The sequence below is a fragment of the Wenzhouxiangella marina genome (assembly GCF_001187785.1).
Classification (GTDB): Bacteria; Pseudomonadota; Gammaproteobacteria; order Xanthomonadales; family Wenzhouxiangellaceae; genus Wenzhouxiangella; species Wenzhouxiangella marina.
The window spans coordinates 2752549-2773655 of sequence record NZ_CP012154.1; the positions used below are offsets into that span (position 1 = coordinate 2752549).

General features: G+C 65.3%; 18 protein-coding genes. 8 read left to right on the forward strand and 10 right to left on the reverse strand.

Going from position 1 to position 21107, the window contains the following annotated elements:
* Positions 1 to 5: 5 nt before the first annotated feature.
* Positions 6 to 2507, forward strand: coding sequence for a serine/threonine-protein kinase (locus tag WM2015_RS11790; protein ID WP_049726231.1), 2502 nt, complete (start codon positions 6 to 8; stop codon positions 2505 to 2507).
* Positions 2508 to 2517: 10 nt separating this feature from the next.
* On the opposite strand, the gene WM2015_RS11795 is transcribed toward WM2015_RS11790, so the two are convergent.
* The 3 genes from WM2015_RS11795 to WM2015_RS11805 all read right to left on the reverse strand — a co-directional run bounded on the left by WM2015_RS11795 (position 2518) and on the right by WM2015_RS11805 (position 5231).
* Positions 2518 to 3648, reverse strand: coding sequence for a M14 family metallopeptidase (locus tag WM2015_RS11795; protein ID WP_211260929.1), 1131 nt, complete (start codon positions 3646 to 3648; stop codon positions 2518 to 2520).
* Between the two features lie 459 nt (positions 3649 to 4107).
* Positions 4108 to 4806 (reverse strand): pseudouridine synthase, encoded by a 699-nt coding sequence (locus WM2015_RS11800; protein ID WP_245609763.1) that lies wholly within the window; start codon positions 4804 to 4806, stop codon positions 4108 to 4110.
* Positions 4803 to 5231 (reverse strand): MarR family winged helix-turn-helix transcriptional regulator, encoded by a 429-nt coding sequence (locus tag WM2015_RS11805; RefSeq protein ID WP_049726232.1) that lies wholly within the window; start codon positions 5229 to 5231, stop codon positions 4803 to 4805. Before WM2015_RS11805 ends, WM2015_RS11800 begins: the two co-directional genes overlap by 4 nt.
* 115 nt (positions 5232 to 5346) lie before the next feature.
* Between WM2015_RS11805 and hppD the strand changes: the two genes are divergently transcribed.
* The 3 genes from hppD (at position 5347) to WM2015_RS11820 (ending at position 8738) form a co-directional block, all read left to right on the forward strand.
* A complete protein-coding gene (hppD, locus tag WM2015_RS11810) occupies positions 5347 to 6393 on the forward strand; it encodes a 4-hydroxyphenylpyruvate dioxygenase (RefSeq protein ID WP_049726233.1) in 1047 nt (348 codons plus the stop codon).
* A gap of 113 nt (positions 6394 to 6506) precedes the next feature.
* Complete coding sequence (locus tag WM2015_RS11815; protein ID WP_049726234.1) at positions 6507 to 7628, forward strand: homogentisate 1,2-dioxygenase; 1122 nt, start codon at positions 6507 to 6509, stop codon at positions 7626 to 7628.
* Positions 7629 to 7751: 123 nt separating this feature from the next.
* The gene (locus tag WM2015_RS11820) at positions 7752 to 8738 is read left to right on the forward strand and encodes a fumarylacetoacetate hydrolase family protein (protein ID WP_049726235.1); all 987 of its coding nucleotides are present in this window, start codon (positions 7752 to 7754) and stop codon (positions 8736 to 8738) included.
* A 92-nt stretch (positions 8739 to 8830) separates the two neighbouring features.
* Here the strand turns inward: WM2015_RS11820 and WM2015_RS11825 are convergent, their stop codons facing one another.
* Positions 8831 to 9754 carry a DMT family transporter gene (locus tag WM2015_RS11825; protein ID WP_156201138.1) on the reverse strand — a complete coding sequence of 308 codons (924 nt, stop codon included), beginning with the start codon at positions 9752 to 9754 and terminating at the stop codon, positions 8831 to 8833.
* A 217-nt stretch (positions 9755 to 9971) separates the two neighbouring features.
* Here WM2015_RS11825 and WM2015_RS11830 point away from each other — a divergent pair, with 217 nt between their 5' ends.
* A complete protein-coding gene (locus tag WM2015_RS11830; RefSeq protein WP_156201140.1) occupies positions 9972 to 11630 on the forward strand; it encodes a hypothetical protein in 1659 nt (552 codons plus the stop codon).
* Positions 11631 to 11718: 88 nt separating this feature from the next.
* Entirely contained in the window at positions 11719 to 13464 is a 1746-nt protein-coding gene (locus WM2015_RS11835; protein WP_049726238.1) for a sialidase family protein, read from the forward strand.
* Between the two features lie 97 nt (positions 13465 to 13561).
* On the opposite strand, the gene WM2015_RS11840 is transcribed toward WM2015_RS11835, so the two are convergent.
* The 4 genes from WM2015_RS11840 to WM2015_RS16055 all read right to left on the reverse strand — a co-directional run bounded on the left by WM2015_RS11840 (position 13562) and on the right by WM2015_RS16055 (position 17189).
* The gene (locus tag WM2015_RS11840) at positions 13562 to 14833 is read right to left on the reverse strand and encodes a sensor histidine kinase (RefSeq protein ID WP_049726239.1); all 1272 of its coding nucleotides are present in this window, start codon (positions 14831 to 14833) and stop codon (positions 13562 to 13564) included.
* The gene (locus WM2015_RS11845; RefSeq protein WP_049726240.1) at positions 14830 to 15519 is read right to left on the reverse strand and encodes a response regulator transcription factor; all 690 of its coding nucleotides are present in this window, start codon (positions 15517 to 15519) and stop codon (positions 14830 to 14832) included. The genes WM2015_RS11840 and WM2015_RS11845 overlap by 4 nt, the downstream gene beginning before the upstream one ends.
* Positions 15520 to 15523: 4 nt before the next feature.
* Positions 15524 to 16612, reverse strand: coding sequence for a DJ-1/PfpI family protein (locus WM2015_RS11850; RefSeq protein WP_049726241.1), 1089 nt, complete (start codon positions 16610 to 16612; stop codon positions 15524 to 15526).
* A gap of 151 nt (positions 16613 to 16763) precedes the next feature.
* Positions 16764 to 17189, reverse strand: a complete 426-nt coding sequence (locus WM2015_RS16055; RefSeq protein WP_049726242.1) for a hypothetical protein — start codon at positions 17187 to 17189, stop codon at positions 16764 to 16766.
* 148 nt (positions 17190 to 17337) lie between these two features.
* Here WM2015_RS16055 and WM2015_RS11860 point away from each other — a divergent pair, with 148 nt between their 5' ends.
* Positions 17338 to 18126: an acyl-CoA thioesterase gene (locus WM2015_RS11860; RefSeq protein WP_169751166.1), complete on the forward strand. Its 789-nt coding sequence runs from the start codon at positions 17338 to 17340 to the stop codon at positions 18124 to 18126.
* Between the two features lie 71 nt (positions 18127 to 18197).
* On the opposite strand, the gene WM2015_RS11865 is transcribed toward WM2015_RS11860, so the two are convergent.
* Complete coding sequence (locus tag WM2015_RS11865) at positions 18198 to 19340, reverse strand: porin (protein WP_049726244.1); 1143 nt, start codon at positions 19338 to 19340, stop codon at positions 18198 to 18200.
* A gap of 294 nt (positions 19341 to 19634) precedes the next feature.
* On the opposite strand from WM2015_RS11865, the gene WM2015_RS11870 reads away from it, so the two are divergent.
* Complete coding sequence (locus WM2015_RS11870) at positions 19635 to 20030, forward strand: tetratricopeptide repeat protein (RefSeq protein ID WP_049726245.1); 396 nt, start codon at positions 19635 to 19637, stop codon at positions 20028 to 20030.
* Between the two features lie 24 nt (positions 20031 to 20054).
* Here the strand turns inward: WM2015_RS11870 and WM2015_RS11875 are convergent, their stop codons facing one another.
* A complete protein-coding gene (locus tag WM2015_RS11875) occupies positions 20055 to 20969 on the reverse strand; it encodes a tetratricopeptide repeat protein (protein WP_049726246.1) in 915 nt (304 codons plus the stop codon).
* Positions 20970 to 21107 lie beyond the last annotated feature (138 nt).

The following is a 21107-nucleotide window of genomic DNA, read 5'->3' on the forward strand; positions in this document are numbered from 1 at the left end:
TCCTCATGGGCCTTGATGCGGACAGCTGGCAGCGCGTCCAGGCGCACTTCGACCGCTTGAGCGAGCTTGCGCCCGACGAACGCGCGATCGAGTTTGGAAAACTCGATCTGAGCGAGGACGATCGCCGCTTGCTGGAGCGCCTGCTCGACGCCCACGATGACCCGGATCCCCTGCTCGGCGAGCAGTCGGCACCCGAGCTGCTGGACCTGGACGAAACGCCGGAATCCCTCGCCATCGACTGGACCGGCCGCCGGCTCGGCCCCTGGCAGGTCGATCGCCGCATCGGCCAGGGCGGCATGAGCGTGGTCCACCTCGGCCATCGCGCCGATGGCCGCTTCGACATGCAGGTCGCGATCAAGGTGCTGGATCTCGAGCAGCTCGGCCCATCCAGCAGCCATCGCCTGGACGAGGAAATCCGCATCCTTGCCCGACTCGAACACCCGGGCATCGCCCGCCTGATCGACAGCGGCACGGCCGACGACGGCCACCCCTATCTGGTGATGGAATTCGTCGATGGCCTGACGCTGGACCGCTACGCCGACCGGAACCGCCTGGGGCTCGAAGCGCGCGTCGATCTCGTCCTGCAGGTCGCCCGGGCCCTGAACGATGCCCACCAGCGCCAGATCATCCACTGCGACATCAAGCCGTCCAACATCCTGGTCAGCGGCGATGGCCAGGCTCGGGTCGTCGATTTCGGCATCGCCGCACTGATCCGACGGCACGATGGTGCGGCCAGCCTCGACACGCATTACTGTTCACCCGCCCACGCCGCTCCGGAACGCTTGGCCGGCGCCCTGCCGACCACGCGTCAGGACGTGTTCTCCCTGGGCTCGGTGCTCTATCGCCTGCTCAGCGGCCATCCGCTGCGCAGCGAACGACCGGGTCCGGCCACGGCGCAAGGCTTCCAGGCCCCTTCGCGGCGCGCCGATCCGGCGCTGCCCTTCGCGCCCGCGCGCCTGCGCGGCGATCTGGACGCGATCTGCAGGAAGGCCCTGGCCGAAGACCCGTCCGATCGCTACGGCAGCATGGCCGAGCTGATCGCCGACCTCGAAGCCTGGCGGGATCATCGGCCGGTTCGAGCTCGCCAGGGCGGGCGTCTCTACGATCTGAGCCGCTGGTTGCAGCGTCACACGGCGGCCGCCGTGCTCGGCGTCCTGCTGCTGGCGGCCTTGATCAGCGGCAGCCTGGTTTCCCTCGACCAGGCGCGCCTGGCCCGACTGGAAGCCGATCGAGCGGTGGCGGCCCGCGACTTCCTCGTCCGGATCCTGGAAGCCGCCGACCCGACCCGGGAGTACGGCCATGATCCGACCGCCTCCGAACTTCTGCGCAGAGGGGCGGAGGCATTGACCACCGACCTGGCCGACCAGCCGGCGCTCCGCACCGAACTCCTGCTGACCGTCGGCCGAACCCAGCTCGAGCGCGGTCTGGTCGAGGATGCCAGCGCCACCCTGGACCGGGCCCTGGCCAGCCTCGAAGAGAGCCCCTCCCACCCGGCCGCCGCGGCGATCCTGTCCAGCCGAGGCCTGGCGGCCTACGAGCAGGGCGACTACCAGGCGGCGATCGACTATCTGGAGCGCGCGCGCTCGGCGCCGAACGGCCCTGCGCCGGGTTCGCCCGACGCCCTGGGCATCGCCATCCAGCTGGCCGACATGTACGTGGTCAATGCACAGCCCGAACCCGCGCTGAACCTGATTCGACCCGTGCTCGAAGCCGGCCCCGAGCCCCAGCAACGCGCCGCGGCGCTGCGGGTCTTCGGCAGCGCCCTGGAGCTCAGTGACCGCCTCGAAGAGGCCGAAGCCACCCTGCGACAGGCCTGGGCCCTGCAACACTCCATCGACCCGCGCCACGTCGATCTGGCCAAGATCGAGAACGATCTGGGCATCGTCTACTGGAGGATGGAGGACATGGACCGGGCCGCCGAACAGTTCGAGGCGTCCTGGCGCCACAAGCGGGACATCTACGGCCAGGATCACCCCCAGACACTCGCCTCCCTCGGCAATCTGGCGGGCGTCCATTCGGCGCGCCGGGACCACGAAGCCGCCGAGCGAGTCTGGCTGGATTCACTCGAGGGCCTGGCACGGGTTCACCAGGGCGAGGCCCATCCCGACATTGCCTACAGCTACGGCATGCTCGCCCTGACCCTCTACTGGCAGGACGATTACCTCGCCGCTGAAAACGCGATGGAGGAAGCGCTGAGGCAGCGCGAGGCGATCACCGCCAGTGATCATGCCCAGGTCGCCTGGCTCGATGGCCTGGACGCGCTGATCCAGCTGGAGCTTGGCCAGGCGATCGATCCCGACCGGCTCGGGGTGGATGCAGCCGCCTGCGCGAATCTCGGCGAACGCCGCCCGCTGGGCCAGGGCCTGTGCCTGGCCTGGTGGTCAAGCGTCGAACCCTGTCCGGCCGCACCGCTTCCCATTGCCGAGCCGGCACTTCGGGGCGAGTGGCCCAGGCACTGGCAGCAGCGCTGGGCGCAGATCACCCAGCGCTGCGAATCACCCTACTGAGACTCCACGCCTAGAGCTTCGGCAAAATCCGCCAGAAGGCATCGACACAGGCCATGCCCAGGGTCTGGCTGCGACCCGGACTCCAGCCGGTCTCCGGCAGCGGGGTGATGGCCGAATCCTTGAACGGCATTTCCAGGGTCATGGCCAGGCAGTCGAAGGTCTCGGCCACGAAATCCGTGCACTTCTTCAGATCGGCGCTGCCCGGGGCATCGACCTCGTAGCCGTGCTCGGTCTGGAAGTCCGGACTGATCTCGGCCAGCAGGGCCTTGAAGTCATCGAGCTGCGACTGCTTGTGCTCGTTCCAGCTCTGGATGCCCTCGGCGCCGGCGATGAAGTTGTAGGGCAGCCCCTCGTCACCATGGACGTCGAAGGCGAAGTCGACGCCGGTCTCCTTCATCCGCTCGACCACGTAGTAGACCTCGGGCGACTGCTCCGGACAGGGCCGGATCCATTCACGGTTGAGATTGCGGCCATGGGCGTTGGTCCGCAGATGCCCGCGCACGCCACCGTCGATGCACATGTTCGGCACCAGATAGACGACCGCCTCTTCGAGCAGGCGTCGCGAGACCGGGTCCTCCGGATCGAGAAGGCGGCCGAGGAAGCCTTCGACCCACCACTCGGCCATCGTCTCGCCCGGGTGCTGGCGCGCGGTGATCCAGAGCTTCTTGCGGCCTTCTTCCTCTTCGCCGATGACCAGCAGGGTATGCGCATGGCCGTCGGGCGTGGAACAGAGGGTGTCGGCGCGCACGCGCTCGGAGCTCAGGGCATCGGCGATCAATCGCTGATGGCGGTCCAGGGAATACGGCGCGAAGTACGCGTAGTAGACGACGTCGGCCGGCGGCGCATGCCGGATGATCAGGCGCTTGCCATCGAACTCCGTCGGCACGCGGAACCAGTGCTCCTGGTCCACCGAGCAGACGGCCTGGTAGTCCTTGAAGCCCTCCGGATAGGACACCTCACCGGCATTGTCGAGGGTAAACACGCAGTCCTGACCGGCCGCATCGCAGACCTGGAAATGGAACCACTGCATGTGCTCCCCGCCGGCATCGGGACGAATATGCAGCTGGATATCGTCGGCCCGCTCGGCCTTGATGACCTCGATATTGCCGCCGTCGAAATGGGAAAAGATATTGATACTCATATTGATGCTCTGGGGCTCACTCAAAGAATTCGATCCGAATAGGTTAACGGGTTTGAATTCGGTTTGGTCCAGATCGAACGACTAACCACGAAGGACACGAAGGAGAACGGCCATCGAGTAGGTCGGGCTCACACGCCCGACGGACCATGTCCCAGGCATCTCCGTCAAACCGACGGCGCAATGCCGCAATTGTCGCGGGCAACCCGACGCACGAATATCGCAGGCATCGTCGCGTCTCCTAAGACATTGGATCTTCAATGGCGTCGGGTTGACGGAGGCACGCGGGGCATGGATCGATTCGTCGAAATTGAACGAATAACCACGAAGGAAATGAAAAAACCGGCCTCAGGTCATTTTTGAATTCTTTTTCTTCGTGCCCTTCGTGGCCTTCGTGGTGAGAAAAACAGCCGACGAGTGGAGACACCTGGATGTTCCGGTCGTCGGGGATGTGACCCCGACCTACGGCTCGGGGTTTCGGTCGGGCTCGAAGCGCTCGATGAGATCGGCGAAGACACCCGTCGGCGGGCAGTCGATCTGCATGGCTCGACCGTCGGCCGGGTGCTCGAAGCTCAGCTGGCTGGCGTGCAGGAGCATGCGGTGGCTGGCGAATTCGATGCGGAACAGGCGGTTGTGACGACCTTCACCGTAGGTGGTGTCGCCGATGATCGGATGGAAGCGATGCTTGAAGTGGCGACGCAGCTGGTGCATCCGCCCCGTTTCCGGCCGGGCCTCGACCAGGCTGTAGCGGGCCGTTGGATAGCGCCCGATGGGAATCGCCAGTTCCATCGTGGCCAGACGCCGGTACTCGGTCACGGCCTCCTGTTCCGGGCCCTTGCCTTCGGCTTTCAGGGGGTGGTCGATTCGACCGGCCTCTTCGATGTGGCCGCGCACCACGGCCAGGTACCGCTTGGCGACGCTGCGCGCCATCATCTGCTCGCCCAGGGCGCCGGCCGAGTCGGGGTCGAGGGCGAACAGCAGCACGCCGGAGGTCGCCCGGTCGAGACGGTGCACCGGCCAGACCCGTTGGCCGAGCTGATCGCGCAGCATGCCCATGATGAAGCGGTCGTCGGTGCTGCGGCTCGAACGATGCACCATCAGGCCGCAGGGTTTGTCGATCGCGCAGAGCTGCTCGTCGCGGTAGAGGACCTCGAAACTCAAGCGCGGCTCGCCTCGAGCAGACGGTCGAGCAAGGCGTCGAGCTGACGCCGTTCGGACGCACTGAGCACGCCCAGCAGCTCCTCTTCATAAGCCAGAGCCGCCGGCGCGATCGCGTCGAAGACGGACTGCCCCTGATCGCTCAGGAACAGGTGCTTGGCCCGGCGATCCTCGGCATTGGCCTGGCGACGGATACGCCCCTGGTCGATGAGGCGGCGCACGGCGCGGCTCACCGCCACCTTGTCCATCGCCGATCGCTCGGTGACTTCCGTGGCCGAGATGCCGGGAAAGCGTCCGAGGATGGCGATCACCCGCCACTCGGTCACGCTCAGGCCGAAGCGCTCGGCATAGGTGCGAGCGATGCCGGCACTGACCTGGTTGGACAGCACGGACAGGCGGTAGGGCAGGAAATGTTCCAGATCGAGCATGGTCGGACCGTCTTGAAATTGGTTTCAAATGTAACTAATATGGGCGGATTGATCAAGTCCGAGCCGCGCCGGAACGTGGCTCCACCACCGAAATCTGCCAAGGAGAGTGAAGGCCATGACCGAGACACGTCCCAACCCGCTGGGTGTCGATCGCTTCGAGTTCATCGAGTACGCAGCCCCGGATGCCGCGCTGCTGCATGATCTGTTCCAGCGCCTCGGCTTCACGGCCGTGGCCCGCCACAAGTCCAAGGCCGTCACCCTGTACCGCCAGGGCGACATCAACTTCCTGGTCAACGAGATCCCGGATTCCTTCGCCAGCGATTTCGCTGCCCAGCACGGCCCCTGCTGCACCGGCTTCGCGCTGCGCGTCAGCGACCCGGCCGATGCCCGCGAGCAGGCCCTGGCCCGCGGCGCCAAGCCCATCGAGAACAAGCCCGAGACCCTGGCCGTCGATGGCCCGGCCATCTCCGGCATCGGCGGCAGCGCTCTCTATCTGACCGGCGGCATCGAGGATCTGGAATCGCAGTTCGACTTCGACCCGGCCGTCGAACGCAACCCGCGCGGCGTGGGCCTGAGCTTCGTCGATCACCTGACCCACAACGTCTACAACGGCAACATGGCCGAATGGGCGGGCTTCTACGAGAAGCTGTTCGGCTTCTTCGAGGTCAAGTACTTCGACATCAAGGGTCAGCAGACCGGCCTGCGTTCCAAGGCGATGACCGCCCCGAACGGCAAGATATCGATTCCCATCAACGAATCCGAAAATCCGAAGAGCCAGATCAACGAGTACCTCGACGAGTACAAGGGCGAAGGTGTCCAGCACATCGCGCTCTACACCGACAGCATCTACGAGTCGGTCGAGGCCCTGCACGCCAACGACATCGAGTTCCTCGACACGCCGGACACCTACTTCGACGTGATCGACCAGCGCATCCCGAACCACGGTGAAGACGTCGAGCGCATGCGCAAGAACAAGATCCTGATCGATGCCGACCCGAACGAGTCGAACAAGCAGCTGCTGCAGATCTTCACCCAGACCAACATCGGCCCGATCTTCTTCGAGATCATCCAGCGCAAGGGCAACGAAGGCTTCGGCGAAGGCAACTTCCAGGCCCTCTTCGAAGCCATCGAACGCGACCAGGCCAAGCGCGGCGTCCTCTAACAAATCAAATCACCACAGAGGCACTGAGTGCACAGAGAAAGGAAAAGAATAATTTTCAAGGCCTTTCTCTGTGATCTCTGTGCCTCCGTGGTGAACCCAAAAGGTAGATGGCTATGAAGAACTGGATCACGCATCCGAAAGTGGAAGGCAAGGCCTCTCGGCAGGCGCATTGCGATCTGCCCGAGGGCACCTACGAACGCGAGCTGGGCAAGGAGGGTTTCTTCGGTCCGGCAGCGCACATGTACCACCCGAATGCTCCGACCGGCTGGACGGACTTCGAGGGTCCGCTGAAGCCGCGCGCATTCGACACGACCAGGCTCGATACCTCCACCGGCTCCCCCTGGGAGGCGACGGAGCTGATGCACAACGCGCACACGCGCATCCGCCAGTGGAAGAGCGACGGGAAGATGGATCACCTGGTGCGCAATTCCGACGGCGACGAGATGCTGTTCATCCACGCAGGCGCCGGGGATCTCTACTGCGACTACGGCCGCCTGCCCTTCCGTGACGGCGACTACCTCATGCTGCCGCGCGGCACGATGTGGCGGATTCAGAGCGAGGCCCCGGTCGAGTTGCTGCTCATCGAAGCCACCAACTCGAGCTACATGCTGCCCGACAAGGGCCTGCTCGGCCCGCACGCGATCTTCGACCCGGCGATGCTCGACACCCCGAAGATCGACGAGGCCTTCAAGGCCCAGCAGGGCGAGGGCGAATGGAAGGTGCGGGTCAAGCGCCGCAACGCCATCTCGACGATCACCTATCCGTTCAATCCGCTCGACGCCGTCGGCTGGCACGGCGATCTGATGCCGGTGAAGATCAACTGGCGCGACATCCGCCCCTTGATGAGCCACCGCTATCACCTGCCGCCCTCGGCGCACACGACCTTTCTGGCCAATCGCTTCGTGATCTGCACCTTCGTGCCGCGTCCCTTCGAGACCGACCCGGACGCCCTCAAGGTACCGTTCTTCCACAACAACGACGATTACGACGAGCTGATCTTCTACCACGCCGGCGAGTTCTTCTCGCGCGACAACATCCACCCGGGGATGATGACCCTGCATCCCTGCGGCTTCACCCATGGCCCGCACCCGAAGGCGCTGAAGAATGCTTTCACGCCGAAGGCCGAGGGCACGGAGGAAGTGGCCGTGATGATCGACACGCGTGATGCCCTCGAGGTCACCGAGCAGGCCGAGTCGATCGAGTGGACGGGGTATGTGGATAGTTGGAAGGGGTAGGCATGGGTTTTTCTCGTCCTCCAGCACCCAAGTCGCCAAGTCCCGGATCAGGTCCGGGATGACGGATGGTGTAGCGAGCTACAGAAACCAGCACATCGAATTCAAATCGCAGGATCGTTATTTATGAAATTGGCAACACTGAAAGAAGGTGGTCGGGACGGGACGCTGATCGTGGTCTCTCGCGATCTTTCACGGGCGGTCAAGGCGACCGACATCGCGCCGACGCTGCAGGCCGCGCTGGACGACTGGTCGAACACGGCTCCGCGGCTCAACAGCCTGTTCGAGGACCTGCAGGCCGATCAGGCCGACGGCGCCTTCGATCTGGACATGAACGCCCTGGCCTCTCCCCTGCCGCGCGCTTACCAGTTCGTCGACGGCTCGGCCTACCTGCCGCACGTCGAGCGCGTTCGCAAGGCGCGCGGCGCCGAGGTGCCCGAGAGCTTCTTCACCGATCCGCTGATGTACCAGGCGGTCAGCGACGGATTCCTTGGCCCGCGCGACGACATCGTCATGGAAAGTACCGACTGGGGCATCGACTTCGAGTCCGAGATCGGCGTGATCTGCGACGACGTGCCGATGGGCGCCAGCCCGGCCGAATGCGCCGACCATATCCAGCTGGTCACGATCCTCAACGACGTCTCGCTCAGGAACCTGATCCCGGGCGAGCTGGCCAAGGGCTTCGGCTTCCTCCAGTCCAAGCCGCGCTCCGCCCTGGCTCCGGTCGTGGCCACGCCGGACGAGCTGGGTGACGCCTGGCAGGACTCCAAGCTGCACCGCCCGCTGGTCACGCACCTGAACGGCGAGCTGTTCGGCAACCCGGAGGCCGGTGAAGACATGCAGTTCAACTTCGCAGAGCTGCTGGCCCATGCGGCCAAGTCACGGCCCCTGGCCGCGGGCACGATCCTCGGCTCGGGCACGATCGCCAACCAGGACACGGGCCGCGGCGCCAGCTGCCTGGCGGAAAAGCGCATGCTGGAAATCATCGCCAACGGCAAGCCGGAGACCCCGTTCATGCAGTTCGGCGACACGGTTCGCATCGACATGACCGACGCCGACGACAACAGCTACTTCGGCGCCATCGAGCAGACCGTCAAACCCTACGAGCGCTGAGAACAAACGCGGCAAATCGGTAGCAATCAGCGGCCCCGACTCGGGGCCGCTTTCGTTCTGGAACGATGACCCGACCCCACAACGGCAGCCACTCACTGCTGCCGGTCGGTTCGATGCCGCCGGAGCCGCAAGCGGCGCGGCCTTCGGTGGTCCCTCGAGATCATGCTCAGCACGGTCACGGTCGACAGGATCAGGGCCACGCCTGACCACTGGACCACCGTCAATCGCTCACCGAGCACCGCGAAAGCGAACAGGGAGGCCGTGACCGGCTCGATCATCGCCACGACCGAGGCCACCGGCGGCGGCGTATGGCGCAGGCCGATCACATAGAGCACGAAGGACAGGCCCGCACCCAGCACTCCGATCGCCAGGAACAGCGGCCAATCGGGACTGGTCCATGCCGAGCGCAGTTGCAGATGATCGCTCGGCCAGGCCAGAACGCTCACCAGAACCAGGAAGGCGATCGACAGAATGGCGGCGGCATTGCCGTGTGCAGAAGCGTATTTGAAACCGAAGATGAACAGCGCGTAGCAGGCCCCGGACAGCAGCCCCGCAGCCAGCGCGACGGGAGTGATGGCAGCGGCGTCGAGCCGATGCACCTCGACCAGAAGAAGGATACCGACCAGCACGAGGGCCATCGCGACCCACTTCCCCGCCGTCGGGGGCTCCAGCCCGAACGAAAAGGACACCAGGTAGACGAACACCGGCGCGCAATACATCAGGGTGGCTCCGACGGCCAGACTGCCGTGCTCGACGCTGACGAAATAGAGTGCGAAATTGCCCGTCACGCCCAGACCGGCCAACACCGACCAGAACCACAGCGGCGCACGGCCGAGACCGCTACGCTTCGGATGAACGGCAACCCAGCACAGGACGGCGAGCAGCCCGACCGCGCCGCGATAGAAGGAAATCACGAGCGGATCCCAACCACGATCGATCAGTACGCCCCCGAGCCCACCGGACAGGCCCCAGAACAGGGCGGCCAACAGCAGCAATAGCGTGCTGGGACACGACAATCGTCCTCCTCTGTTCGCGGACACTCCAATGCACCGAGGGAACCTCTGAACATCAGGGTGTCAGTTCCTGGCTTCCGCTGCCCGAAATCCGGCCAAATCGCCACGCCTCGCGGGTTCCGGCCCCGAATCCGGCAAGAAGGGACGACTTGCCGATTTCCTCGAATGAATGCAGACTAAGTAATGTAGGAGCCTTTAAAGTAGCGATAGGGAGTCTGTCATGCGTATTCTTCACGTGGCGTGCTTGACCATGACCGTTGCCTTCAGCGGTCTGACCCATGGCGCCGATGCCTTACCGCTCGACTGGGAAGCGATCGTCAATAACGGCGATGAAGCGCCCGGCGGCGATGCCAACGACCTGTTCAGGAGTTACAACCCGCCCAGCATGAACGATCAGGGCGTGGTCGTCTTCCGTGCAAGGTCTGCCATTCTGGGCGGCCCCCAGTCCGGGGGTCTCTACATGATCGACCTCGGCAGCGTGGACCCGGCCATCAAACTGCTGTTCCGAGGCGACCCGGTGCCTGCACCCAACAACCTCGGCGCCACCTTCATCGAGTTCCCCTCCACCCCACGCATCGATCCGAACGGCAGCCTCGTGGCCTCGCGGGGGCAGCACGATCCGGTCTGGGAGTATTCCCTGGGCGGCAAGGAGACCACCCGCGTCGGAACCGCCGGCATCTATGCGTTCCCGACCGTCGGCGATCCCGCCGTGACCGGCGCCAGTCTGCTCGGGGCCGCGGTCGAGCCGGATCAGATCACCCTGAGCTTCCCGTGGTTTTCGGTGCCGGCCACCGTCTCTGGGACACGCTTCGATCAGTTCCCGGGCGCCACGGCGGTCGACGGCGATTACATCATCTTCAAGGGCAACTACACGGACCTGACCGATGGCCTGGGTCGGACCGGCATCTATTTCCGTGACGTGGTCAGCACCAGCCCGACGCCCTACACGGGCATGATCGCCAGTTCCAACCTCGAAATTCCCGGGTCGGGGGGCGTGTTGTTCGGCGCGACCGCCCCACCGAGCGCCGCCAACGGGAGCGTCTACTTCACCGGCTGGGACATCGAGGAAGCCCCGACCATCGGCGGCATCTTCAAGGCACCCATCGCGCATCTGCCGACCCTCGAAAACGTGGTGGCCATCGGCGATCCCGTGCCGGATGCGCCCGGCGAGACCTTCGCCAATTTCGGCGAGGGCATCTCGGTCAGCAGCGACGGCTCGATGATCGCCTTCTGGGGAACCTGGGGCGCGGCGACCTTCAGCAAGCTACTCGAGTGCCCGATCGACGGCAACCCGGCCCTGATCGCCTTCTGCAACGAACAGCATCCCGATGGCCTGCTCGTGGACATTCCCATCAACCAGGGCATCTTCCTGCATGACACCGGCAGCGGCACGACCTCGATGATCTCGCGCACCGGCCAGGAAAGCATCGAGGACTACCTGTTCTGGGTCTTTTCGGGGCGTGTACCCGGCACCGGTGACGAGGAAACCGACGAGCCGGCGCGCTGGCGGAGCAGCGCGTATGCCGCACTGTCCACCGCCATCGACCAGCCTGCTCGCGTCGCCTTCCAGGCACAGCGCTCGGGCCGCGCCGGCATCTACCTGCGCGATGGGGTCGATCCGTTCAACCCGCTCAAGACCGTGGCCGAAGTCGGCACGACGCTCGGACAGGCGGTGGATCCCGACGCCCCCGTGGATTCCTTCGTCAGTTCGGTGGCAATGGAGCGCGACGGCTTCCGCAACGGCCGCCTCGCAATCGCCCTGGGCATGCTCTACATCGACCCGGTCGATCCGGAGGAGACCGCAAGCTGGGCCGGCATCTACAGTGCCGTCATCCCCCTGGACAACATCTTCGCAGACCGCTTCGAACAGCAGCCCTGATCTGGCGTGATCAGGATGGCCGACGCCCGCCTTGGCGGCGTCGGCCTCCGAAGCAGAACAAGGAACACCGCAGTAGGGAGAAGCTTCGATGGCCATTCGACACTTTCTCGCAACCGCCTTCCTGGCAGGCCTGGCAGGTCCGGTCGTGGCGCAGTCCACGATCAGTTTCCCGCCGCCCGTCAATGTCTCCAACAGCAACCCGAGCACGGCCTTTACCGACTACCGCATCGTGGTCGACCCCGACACGCTTCAGAAGGTGCACGTGGTGACCTATGCCGACGGCCCGAACGGAGCGCGAGATATCTTCGTCCGGCACTCGGTCGATGACGGAGCCACCTGGTCGGCCGCGCTGAACCTCTCGAACACGGTCGGGCAGACCAACGTCGTCGGGGCCCCGGGCAACTCGAGCCGCCCGTCGATCGCCGCTGAATCGGGCAACGTCCTGATCGCCTGGATCGACAGTTACTGCCCCGGCGGGAGCCAGGGGAGTTACCTGGGTGAAGGCGGCAGCCCCACGGCCTTCGGCTGTGTCTACACCTCGCGCTCGACGGATTCGGGCAGAAGCTGGTCCAGTGCCGAACAGCTGACCGACGGCTCGCGCGATGCCATCAATACCTTTCCGGCGGCCAGCCCCAGCGGCTTCGCACTCGCCTGGCAGGAAGATCCGGCCGGTGTCCCGGCCGATGACGACGGCGGCTCCTCCGGCGCCAGCGGAACACCCGGTACCGACATTCACTACAGCGCACTGTCCACGTTGGACTTCGCCACCGCGGTTCCCTTCCCGCCCGACACGACCATCAGCGACAACACCGGGACCGCGAGCGGCGACCCGGCCGCCACACGTCCCCACCTGGTGCTGGTCGATTCGCTCGCCCTGCTCGCCTACGAGGAAACCAAGTCAGGCGCCCAGGGCAAGGACGTGCTCTGGCACGATTTCAACCTATTCATGCCCGACACTGTCGCCGCGGGCGGTCGGGTCAACGATCCTTCGGAGAACGCTCGACGGGTCCGGATCGCAGCCCAGCCGGCTGCCAGCGCCGGCGCATCCGATACCCGAGCCATCGTGATCTGGCGTCAGGGCCTGACCACCCAGGATGGACCCGCGGACCTTTTTGCACGCCGCCTGACCGGTGGCTACGGCATCGGCCAGATGCAGGCCGCCATCAACCTCAGCGGCTCGACGCTGGGATCGCCCAGCGCGGAGAATCCGGATGACAGCATCCGCGGACACCGTGCAATCCTCGATGGCGACCGGCTCGCGGTGGTCTACATCTACACCCCCAGCGAAGCCCTGAGAGCACTGCAACAGGCGACCTACAACGTCTTCACCCGGCAATCGCTGGACGGCGGTACCAGCTGGAGCACTCCGCGCAATCTCTCCGGCCTGTCCAACTTCGACCGGATGAGCTTTGCTCCACGAATCATCAAGACGCCTGCCAGCATCGCCAGCGGCGATCCGATCGATGACCGAGATCCGCTGGTCTACGTGATCGGCTGGGACACACGCACCAATCAGGCCAATTCGGAGGGCGCGGAACGCTTCGATGTCTGGGCGGCCTACACCACCGACTTCGGCAGCAGCTTTGCGACACCGATTCCGGTCTCCACCACCAGCGCCGGTGAGTACGCGATCATTCTGCAGGCCTTTCCATCCGGAGAACGGATCTGCGCCGTCTGGCGCCTTCGAGATGCCGATACCCGACCGGATGCCTACCATGCCTGTGGTTCGCTGCAACTCTCCTTGCAGGCCGTTCCCACGAACGCCACCCTTGCCCTTGCACTGCTTGCCGCTCTGACGCTGTTGGCTACCGCATGGACAAGGTCGAGACTCTGACGATCCCCCACTCGACTGGTCGGGCATCGGCCTCGAGTCCTGCCGCACAGGGACCGACGCGGCCGATGGCCGTCAGGCAGTTCATCGGGGCTCGCAATCAGCGCGGCTTGCCGAGGCCGAGTCGAGCGGTCGTCCCTCGCTCGGAAGAATCCAGCTCGAAGCGCCAGCCGTAGCGCTCGCAGAGCCGCTCGACGATGGACAGGCCCAGGCCGAGGCCCGGGCTGTCGCTGCCCTTGACGCGCGGCTCGGTGACCCTCGGGCGGATGCGCTCGTCGATCCCTGTGCCACTGTCGATCACCAGTAGATCATCGCCGTCGCGCTCGATCCGGATTTCACCCTGGCCGGTGTAGCGGAAGGCGTTCGAAATCAGGTTGGCGATGAGCACCTGGAGTACGGCTGGATCACCGGGGACACGCCACCGCGGGTCAAGGGCCACATCCAGTGCTACCGGCTTGTCCTGCAGCAGGTGGGAGTGATTGAGCACGCAGCGCTCGACGATCGGCAGCAGAGCCGTCTCCGGCAAGGACTCGGACGCACCCCGCTCCCGCGCCAGGCTCAGCAAGGCGTCGACCGACAGATGCATGGCCATGGCGGCGGAGCGGATTCGCCCGGCCAGAGCACGAACCTGCTCGGGATCCACCGCCCCATCGAGCAAGGTGGCATTGCTCTCGATCACGGCCAGAGGGGTCCGCAATTCATGGCTGGCGTCCTGGGTGAAGCGCTGTTCACGGTCGATGAACTGCCGGATGCGGTGAAAGGCGTCCCGCAGGGCATTGGCCAGCTGCCCGACTTCATCATCGGGATAGCGCGCGGTCCACTGCTCGGGCAACTGATCGGGCTCCAGTGCATTCACTTCGCCGGCAAGGCGGCGCAGGGGTCGGGTCACTCGATAGGCGAGAAACAGGCCGACGGTCCCGGCCAGCAGCACGATGACCAGCACCGCCATCGCCAGCATGGCGGTGATCTCGCTCAGCACCGGCCGGATGACCAGCAAGTCCTCGACCTGAAGGACCACCCAGACTGGTCCATCGCTGCCGGACAGTTCGACTCGCCGCAGATGGAAATGGCGACCGTCGGCGGCGAAGATCTCGCGTCGCCGGGGCTCGGCCTGCAGGGGTTCACGCAGTTCGGCCGGGAGATCGGCATCCGGATAGTAGGCCGCGAACGGCAGCTCGGGCTCGGGCAGTCGGCCCGCCTCTGCCGGCGACGCTCGGAGATGGGCCATCTCCAGCTCCAGCAGGCGATCGAATAGATGATCTTCCGTGGTGTAGGCAAAGAGCACGGCCAGCAGCCCGCCGAAGGCGCCGGCCAGCACCGCCATGCCGAGGAAGGCGACGGCGATACGCCGGAGCAGGCTGCGTCGCTTCATTCCGGCACCTCCAGCCTCAGACCCACACCGTGCAGGGTCTTGAGCATGGCCTGCTCGAAGGGCCGGTCCAGCGCCTGACGCAGGCTGTAGATGTGGGTGGCCAGGGCATCGCTGGCCGGGGGCTCGTCACCCCAGATGCGGTCGGCCAGTTCCGAGCGGGTCATCACCGCCGGGTAGGCTTCGGCCAGGGCCACGAGAATGTCGAAGGGCGTGTGATGCAAGTCCAGCACCCGACCCTGCCGGGTCGCCACGCGACGGCGGCGGTCGATGAGCAGATCGCCGAGCAAGAGCTCATTGCGCGCATGGAGCTGGTGGCGTCGACCCAGGGCATTGCAGCGCAGCAACAGTTCCTCGAGGGCGAAGGGCTTGGTCAGGTAGTCATCAGCGCCGGCCTCGAAACCCTCGACCTTGTTGTCCAGGGTCCCTCGTGCGGTCAGCATCAGGACGGGCAGATGACGATCCGCGCTCTCGCGCAGCTGCCGGCAGACCGCCAGACCGTCGAGACGCGGCAGCTGCAGATCGAGCAGCACGACATCGAAGTCCTGGCTCAGGGCCAGATCGAGGCCGGCCTGGCCATCGGCCGCATAATCGAGGCGATGGCCCTGCCCTTCCAGAAAGTCGATGATCGACGCGGCGAGCTCGGCCTGGTCCTCGACCAGCAGGATGCGCAGGCTCGCCGCGTCCATCGGCTCAGTTCCCCAGCGCGGCCAGCTGCTCGCGCGCGGCCTCGGACTCGGGCGAACGCTCCAGCAGAGCGGTCAGCACCCCGCGCGCAGCGTCGAGCTCACCCAGCTGCTCGTGGGCCGAGGCCATGGCCAGGGTCACGTTGTCGTGTTGGAAATACGGCGCGCTGAGCTGCATCAGGATCAGGGCATCACGAAGCGCCGCTTCATCCCCTGCCGCTCGGGACTGATAGAAGCCCAGCAGGGCCAGGAACATCGGCTCGCTGTCCTCCGGGCTGGCCGCCAGGCGCTCCGCGGCCACGTCCAGCCCCTCTTCGACGGCGAGCTTCGCCAGAGCCATGGTGGTTTCGTTCCGGTAGGGCGTTCGAGATCGCGGCTCGCCGCCCATGGCGCGAATCGTGGCTTCGGCGGTCAGGGCCGTGGAGAAGGGATTCTGGCCGGTGACCAGGCGCCCATCTTCGACCACATGGAGGTGCATGATCCCACCGGCGTCAAAGCGCCCGCCTTCCTCGACGATCCGGTCTTCCAGGGACCAGCCCTTGCCTTCCTTGTCTCCGAACAGGGCTTCTTCGGCATTGGTGAAGGCGGTCAGGTGTCGCCCTTCGAGGAAGGGTCGTCCAGCGAGCTCGGCGTTGACCAGACCCGCCGGGCCGTGACAGACCGCCCCGATCACGCCGCCCGAGCCGTAGACCGCCTCGACCAGGGCCTGAAGGTGCGGATCCTGCGGCAGGTCGATGGCGGCCCCACTGCCACCGATCAGGAAAACGGCATCGTAGTCCGCCGCCGACACCTCGGCCAGCGGCACGGTGTTGGCGATGGCCGCCATCGCCTGCGCGTCTTCGAGAAAGCGCGTGTTGTGCGCCCACATCGGGTTCTGCTCTTCCGACTGCGGCTCGCCACCGGCCGGGCTGGCGATCTCGACCTCGTAGCCGTTGTCGACAAAGGTCCACCAGGCCTGGGTCAGTTCGTCGAATTCATAGCCCGACTCGGGATCTTCGGCCGTGCCGGCACTGGAGACCACCAGCAGCACGCGTTCGGAGGCGGCGGCCGACAGGCAGAGGCCGAGGGCGGCAATGAAAAGGATTCGTTTGATCATGGTGCAGACTCCATTGGTTTCGAGTATGCACCAGCCTGCCCGAGGGCATCTCAAACGAATCTCAGATCAGCCTACCCGTCTTAATCAGAGCGATTGCCGAAGATTCGATCCGGCCGAGTTTGCTGTTGCCTGCGGGCCTGCCCGAACAGCTCTAGGAGGCGAGATTGCCAGCGTCCCTGCCGGTCAGGAATTTCCAGATCAGATGGAGGGCGAACACCACCGGACAGACCACGAAGTAGACCACTTTCAGGATCGTTTCAGGGTCCGCGCTGCCACGATCGCCCTCGATCGTCAGAAAGGCCATGGCGACCAGCAGGGAAATCACGCCGCAGGCCAGGAAGATCGCTCGGGTGCGTGTCATCGGCCACCGGGTCCAGCAGGCCAGAGTCAGCCCGATAAAACCGAGAATGCCGCCCAGACCCAGGGCGATGAACACAAGTCCACCCCACGGTTCCGACGAAAACAGCCCACCCACGCCCATGATGACACCGGTGCCTGCGAACACCAGCCAGAACAAGGCGGGCACCCAGGCCAGCAGGATGGCCAGACCGGCTTTCAGAATCGCGGCAGCATTCATCGATCGTCCCCTTCGAAGCGTAGCGGCCGCCGGTCGCGGCCACGGGCATTACAGCACAGATCTCCCGCCCGCACGAGCCAGGGCCGACGGGCCAGTCCAGAGCGATATCGAGTACCCTGAAAGTTCACCATTGGAACCCTGCCGCAACATGTCCTTCGATGAATTCAGGGTCCAGGCCGCTGCCGGCCAGGCCATCAGCGTTCCCACGAGCTGGACGCAGGGACGCACCGTCTTCGGCGGTCTGTCCGCCGGCCTGCTCGCCGAGGCCCTGGGCCAGGGCACGGACGAAGACCGTCGCCTGCGCTATCTGGAAATCGGCTTCCTGCGCCCGCTGGCCCCGGACACGCCGTTCCGGATCGAGCTCGAGGCCGTCTCGGCCGGTCGAACCGTGGCCGTCCGATCCGCCCGGATCGTGCAGGAGGAGCAGGTTCGCGTCACGGCGCTGGCCAACTTCGTCCGCCCGCTGGAGGGCACGGTCGAAATCGAAACCTTCAAGGCACCGGACTTTCCCAGCTGGGATGATCCTCGCGCCGTCCGGATTCATGGCCCCGGTACCCCGGCCTTTACCCGGCACATCGATTTCCGCGGAGTGACCGCCGGACGCCCATTCTCGGGGCAGGGCCTGCCCGAGCTGGGCGGCTGGATGCGCTTCGATTCGCCGCCGCAGGCAATCTCCCCGGCCCACCTGGTCTGCCTGATCGACAGCTGGCCACCGGTTCCGATCTCCTACTACGACCGGCCTGTGCCGATGTCATCGATCAACTGGCAGATCCACTTCGGCGAACCGCTCGACGGCGTCCGTGGCGATGCGTTTCTCGGCTATCTGGCGCACTGCAACTTCTTCCGTGACGGCTACGGCTCGTCCTCGGCCGAGGTCTGGGCGGCGGACGGGTGCCTGCTGGCCAAGAGCTTTCAGACCTTCGTGGTGTTCGGCTGAACTACCCCTCAAAAAAAGAAGGGCCGGCCCTGAGCGGGCCAGCCCTCGACGGTCGAGTCTGAATCGTCCCGTTAGAACTTGTAGGTCGCGCGCAGTCGAATGTCGCGATCGCGCTGCAGGTAATCGGCCCCGGCGCGACGCTCGAGGTCGCGCCGCCAGCGGGCGCGGAACTCGAAGCGCAGGTCGGAGGTGGCCTGATACTGCCAGCGGTACTCGGCCAGTTCGTTGTTCGAACGGAAATCATTCGACAGCAGCATGCCGGCATCCGACTGCCCGTAGTTCAGACCCATCGTGTGCTTGGGGAAGATGTTCTTGATGTCGACACCCAGCTGCCAACCCCAGGCGTCCACGTCACCCGCACCCGGCAGGCCCATGGCCGCATTGGTCGGCGTATTGAAGGCGTGGGCGATCTCGCCGACGGCAATCAGACGACGACCGGATTCACCGAGGTCCCAGCCCGCACCCATCTTGAATGCGCCCAGGATGTAGTCCTCACGCGCCGAGTTGGCCGTGCCCAGTGGCGCCAGCGCGTCCGGATACACGGTCAGGGACAGGGCCCGCATGAAGATCGGACCGGCCTCGGCATCGCTGCCGAAAACACCGAAGAAGCCGACACGACCCGCCTCGTCGAAGGTGATCGGGCGGCTGTAGGTCTGGCCGATCCCGTCCGGGCCGTTGTACTGGGCCATGACATCGGCGTACCAGCCGTTGGTGAAGTTGCGACGGTAGGCGATCCCGTCGGTCCAGCCGATGCCCACACCGCTGGCCTGGCTGCGATCGAAGCTGCGCGAGGCCATGTGCGGCAGGTCGAGGTTCGACTGCATGCGGCCGATGCGCCACTCGTTGGCGCCATCGCCATTGGTGCAGCGCACGAACAACTCATCCAGCGTCGCGGTGCCGGCGTTGACAGCCGAACCGCTGTCGCGGTGCGAGCGGATGTAGAAGTCCCAGTCGTTGCCCTCATCGGCCACCGTGGCCGCGAATCGGGTCTGGAAGCGGCAGTTTTCGCCGATCTCTTCGCGAAGACGCAGACGAAACCGCGCTGCCGAGCCATCGGTACTCGTCGTGTCACCGTCGCGGGTGTCGCGCCAGTTTTCCGTGTACAGATGGGTTCGAAAATCGCCGCTGACATCCCAGGCCGCCAGATCGGCCGAGGCCGCCAGGGCCAGTGTGAGGCTTGCGAGCCCCAGCGCGTTCAGGGAATTCCGTTTCATGATGCTCCGCTCTCCGTAAGTTCAAATGGCAACAAACTTGCCTGACGCGCGCCAATATATTGCAGCACTATGAAGGAATTATTACGCCCTGTCACATTGGCGTGTCAGAACCATGACGAGGCCATGAATCCACAGGGACCCGAGACCACTTTGTCATCGAAATGTCGCCCCACCTTGACCCGAGCGTCATCCGGCCCGGCCAGGCCAACAGGATCACCAGTTCAACAAATGGTTGCCGAGCCGGCACGGCGGTGCTAGCGTCGAGGGCACCTGCAACTCGTCGAGTCCATATCCATGAAGCCCGCATTCCACGCCCTGATTCTCGCTGCGATTCTTGCCGCTTTCATGAACCCCCTGGCTCGAGCTCAGGGCGATGACGCCCACCAGTGGGTGCAGGTCGAGCAACAGATCCGCAGCGCACTGCAGAACGCCAGCAACCCCGTGGACGCACGCCGCCTCTGGTCGGAGCTCGGTCAGGTCCTGGAGCGGCAGCGAAGGTATGAAGAGGCCATCGAGGCCTATCGCAACGCCGGCGACACGATGGCGATGGGCCGCGCCGAGGAAAATCTCCGAACCATGAGGGAAAACGCTCGGATCGAAGCCGAGAACAGGCACATCCGGGAGATGGAAGCCGAGCGACGCCGGCTCGAGGAAGAGCTGCGGGAGCTCGGCGGCCCGCCGCCCCGATAAGGCAGCGGCACCGGGCCTACCCCTTCAATCGAGGCTCAGGTCGCGCAGCACGGACTGCAAGCGCTGGTCCTCGAGGGCAGCGGCCAGCTGGGCGTAGCGCCCCGCTTCCTGATGATCGCCTGCGAGCAGGTGCAGCTGGGCCAGACGAAGGTAGGCCCACTCAAGCTCCGGAACCCCGGCCGCAGGAAGCTCGAGACTCACGTATTCGCGCAGCGCATCGATCCCCTCATCCACGCGGGACTCGCTGAACAGCGCATTGCGACCGATCTGGTAGAGCGCGTTCAAGGCCGGCGCGAGGTCCTCCGGCGACTCCCCCAGGCTCAGCGGCGCCCTGCCCTGAACGAAGGCGGCATGGGCCTGCGCGTACTCCTCGCGCTGCTGCAGCCACAGGCCATGGCGAAAATGCAGGACCGAGGCCTCGGGATAACGCTGGCGCGAAGCCGCCAGCAGATCGCCCACACCCTCCGTTTCATCGATCGCATACAGGTAGTCCACACGGGCCAGCACGCCTTCGACGGGATCGAGCACCTCGATCGCTTCGACCTGCTCGAGCGCCAGCGACTCGTCGCCACCGGCGATGCCGGGCGCGCCCAGATAGAAGGCCATCAAGCCCCTGCGATAGGGAATATGCTCAGGGCGCAGCTGGGCGGCCCGCTCGAGACAACGCAGGGATCTGCGGGCATAGGAAAGGGCGCGCAGAACGCTGTCTTCGGCTTTTCGCCCCATGACTCGACCGCACATGAACTGCACCTCCGGCTCGTCCGGCGCCATCTCGAGCGCCCGCTCGATCGCATCCTCGGCCGCATCCAGATCCGAGTCCAGCAGTTCCGCCGCGCGGCCAAGTTCAGCCGCCGCCTCTCCATCTTCGGAGGTGGCGTGCACCTCGCCATGGACGAGAATGCAAAGCAGCAGGCCGACCGGCAGGATCCAGCGTGTCATCGATCTCTTCCTGTTGGATAGTCCAACCCGAATCGTGTCCGATCCGGCGCGGCGATCGCAGTGCCTGAAGTCATGAGCGATCGAACAGCTGAGGAATTCGCCGTTGCCCGGGGCACGTCAATGCCTGGCTCGCAGCCC

Bases quoted from the DNA above. Each gene is read 5' to 3' on its own strand.
- WM2015_RS11840 (WP_049726239.1), bottom strand. From the start codon at position 14,833: ATGAAGCGACGCAGCCTGCTCCGGCGTATCGCCGTCGCCTTCCTCGGC.
- WM2015_RS11835 (WP_049726238.1), top strand. From the start codon at position 11,719: ATGGCCATTCGACACTTTCTCGCAACCGCCTTCCTGGCAGGCCTGGCA.
- WM2015_RS11875 (WP_049726246.1), bottom strand. From the start codon at position 20,969: ATGACACGCTGGATCCTGCCGGTCGGCCTGCTGCTTTGCATTCTCGTC.
- WM2015_RS11795 (WP_211260929.1), bottom strand. From the start codon at position 3,648: ATGAGTATCAATATCTTTTCCCATTTCGACGGCGGCAATATCGAGGTC.
- WM2015_RS11805 (WP_049726232.1), bottom strand. From the start codon at position 5,231: ATGCTCGATCTGGAACATTTCCTGCCCTACCGCCTGTCCGTGCTGTCC.
- WM2015_RS11790 (WP_049726231.1), top strand. From the start codon at position 6: ATGGGCCTTGATGCGGACAGCTGGCAGCGCGTCCAGGCGCACTTCGAC.
- WM2015_RS11870 (WP_049726245.1), top strand. From the start codon at position 19,635: ATGAAGCCCGCATTCCACGCCCTGATTCTCGCTGCGATTCTTGCCGCT.
- WM2015_RS11865 (WP_049726244.1), bottom strand. From the start codon at position 19,340: ATGAAACGGAATTCCCTGAACGCGCTGGGGCTCGCAAGCCTCACACTG.
- WM2015_RS11820 (WP_049726235.1), top strand. From the start codon at position 7,752: ATGAAATTGGCAACACTGAAAGAAGGTGGTCGGGACGGGACGCTGATC.
- WM2015_RS11830 (WP_156201140.1), top strand. From the start codon at position 9,972: ATGCGTATTCTTCACGTGGCGTGCTTGACCATGACCGTTGCCTTCAGC.
- WM2015_RS11850 (WP_049726241.1), bottom strand. From the start codon at position 16,612: ATGATCAAACGAATCCTTTTCATTGCCGCCCTCGGCCTCTGCCTGTCG.
- WM2015_RS11815 (WP_049726234.1), top strand. From the start codon at position 6,507: ATGAAGAACTGGATCACGCATCCGAAAGTGGAAGGCAAGGCCTCTCGG.
- WM2015_RS11860 (WP_169751166.1), top strand. From the start codon at position 17,338: ATGTCCTTCGATGAATTCAGGGTCCAGGCCGCTGCCGGCCAGGCCATC.
- WM2015_RS16055 (WP_049726242.1), bottom strand. From the start codon at position 17,189: ATGAATGCTGCCGCGATTCTGAAAGCCGGTCTGGCCATCCTGCTGGCC.
- hppD (WP_049726233.1), top strand. From the start codon at position 5,347: ATGACCGAGACACGTCCCAACCCGCTGGGTGTCGATCGCTTCGAGTTC.
- WM2015_RS11845 (WP_049726240.1), bottom strand. From the start codon at position 15,519: ATGGACGCGGCGAGCCTGCGCATCCTGCTGGTCGAGGACCAGGCCGAG.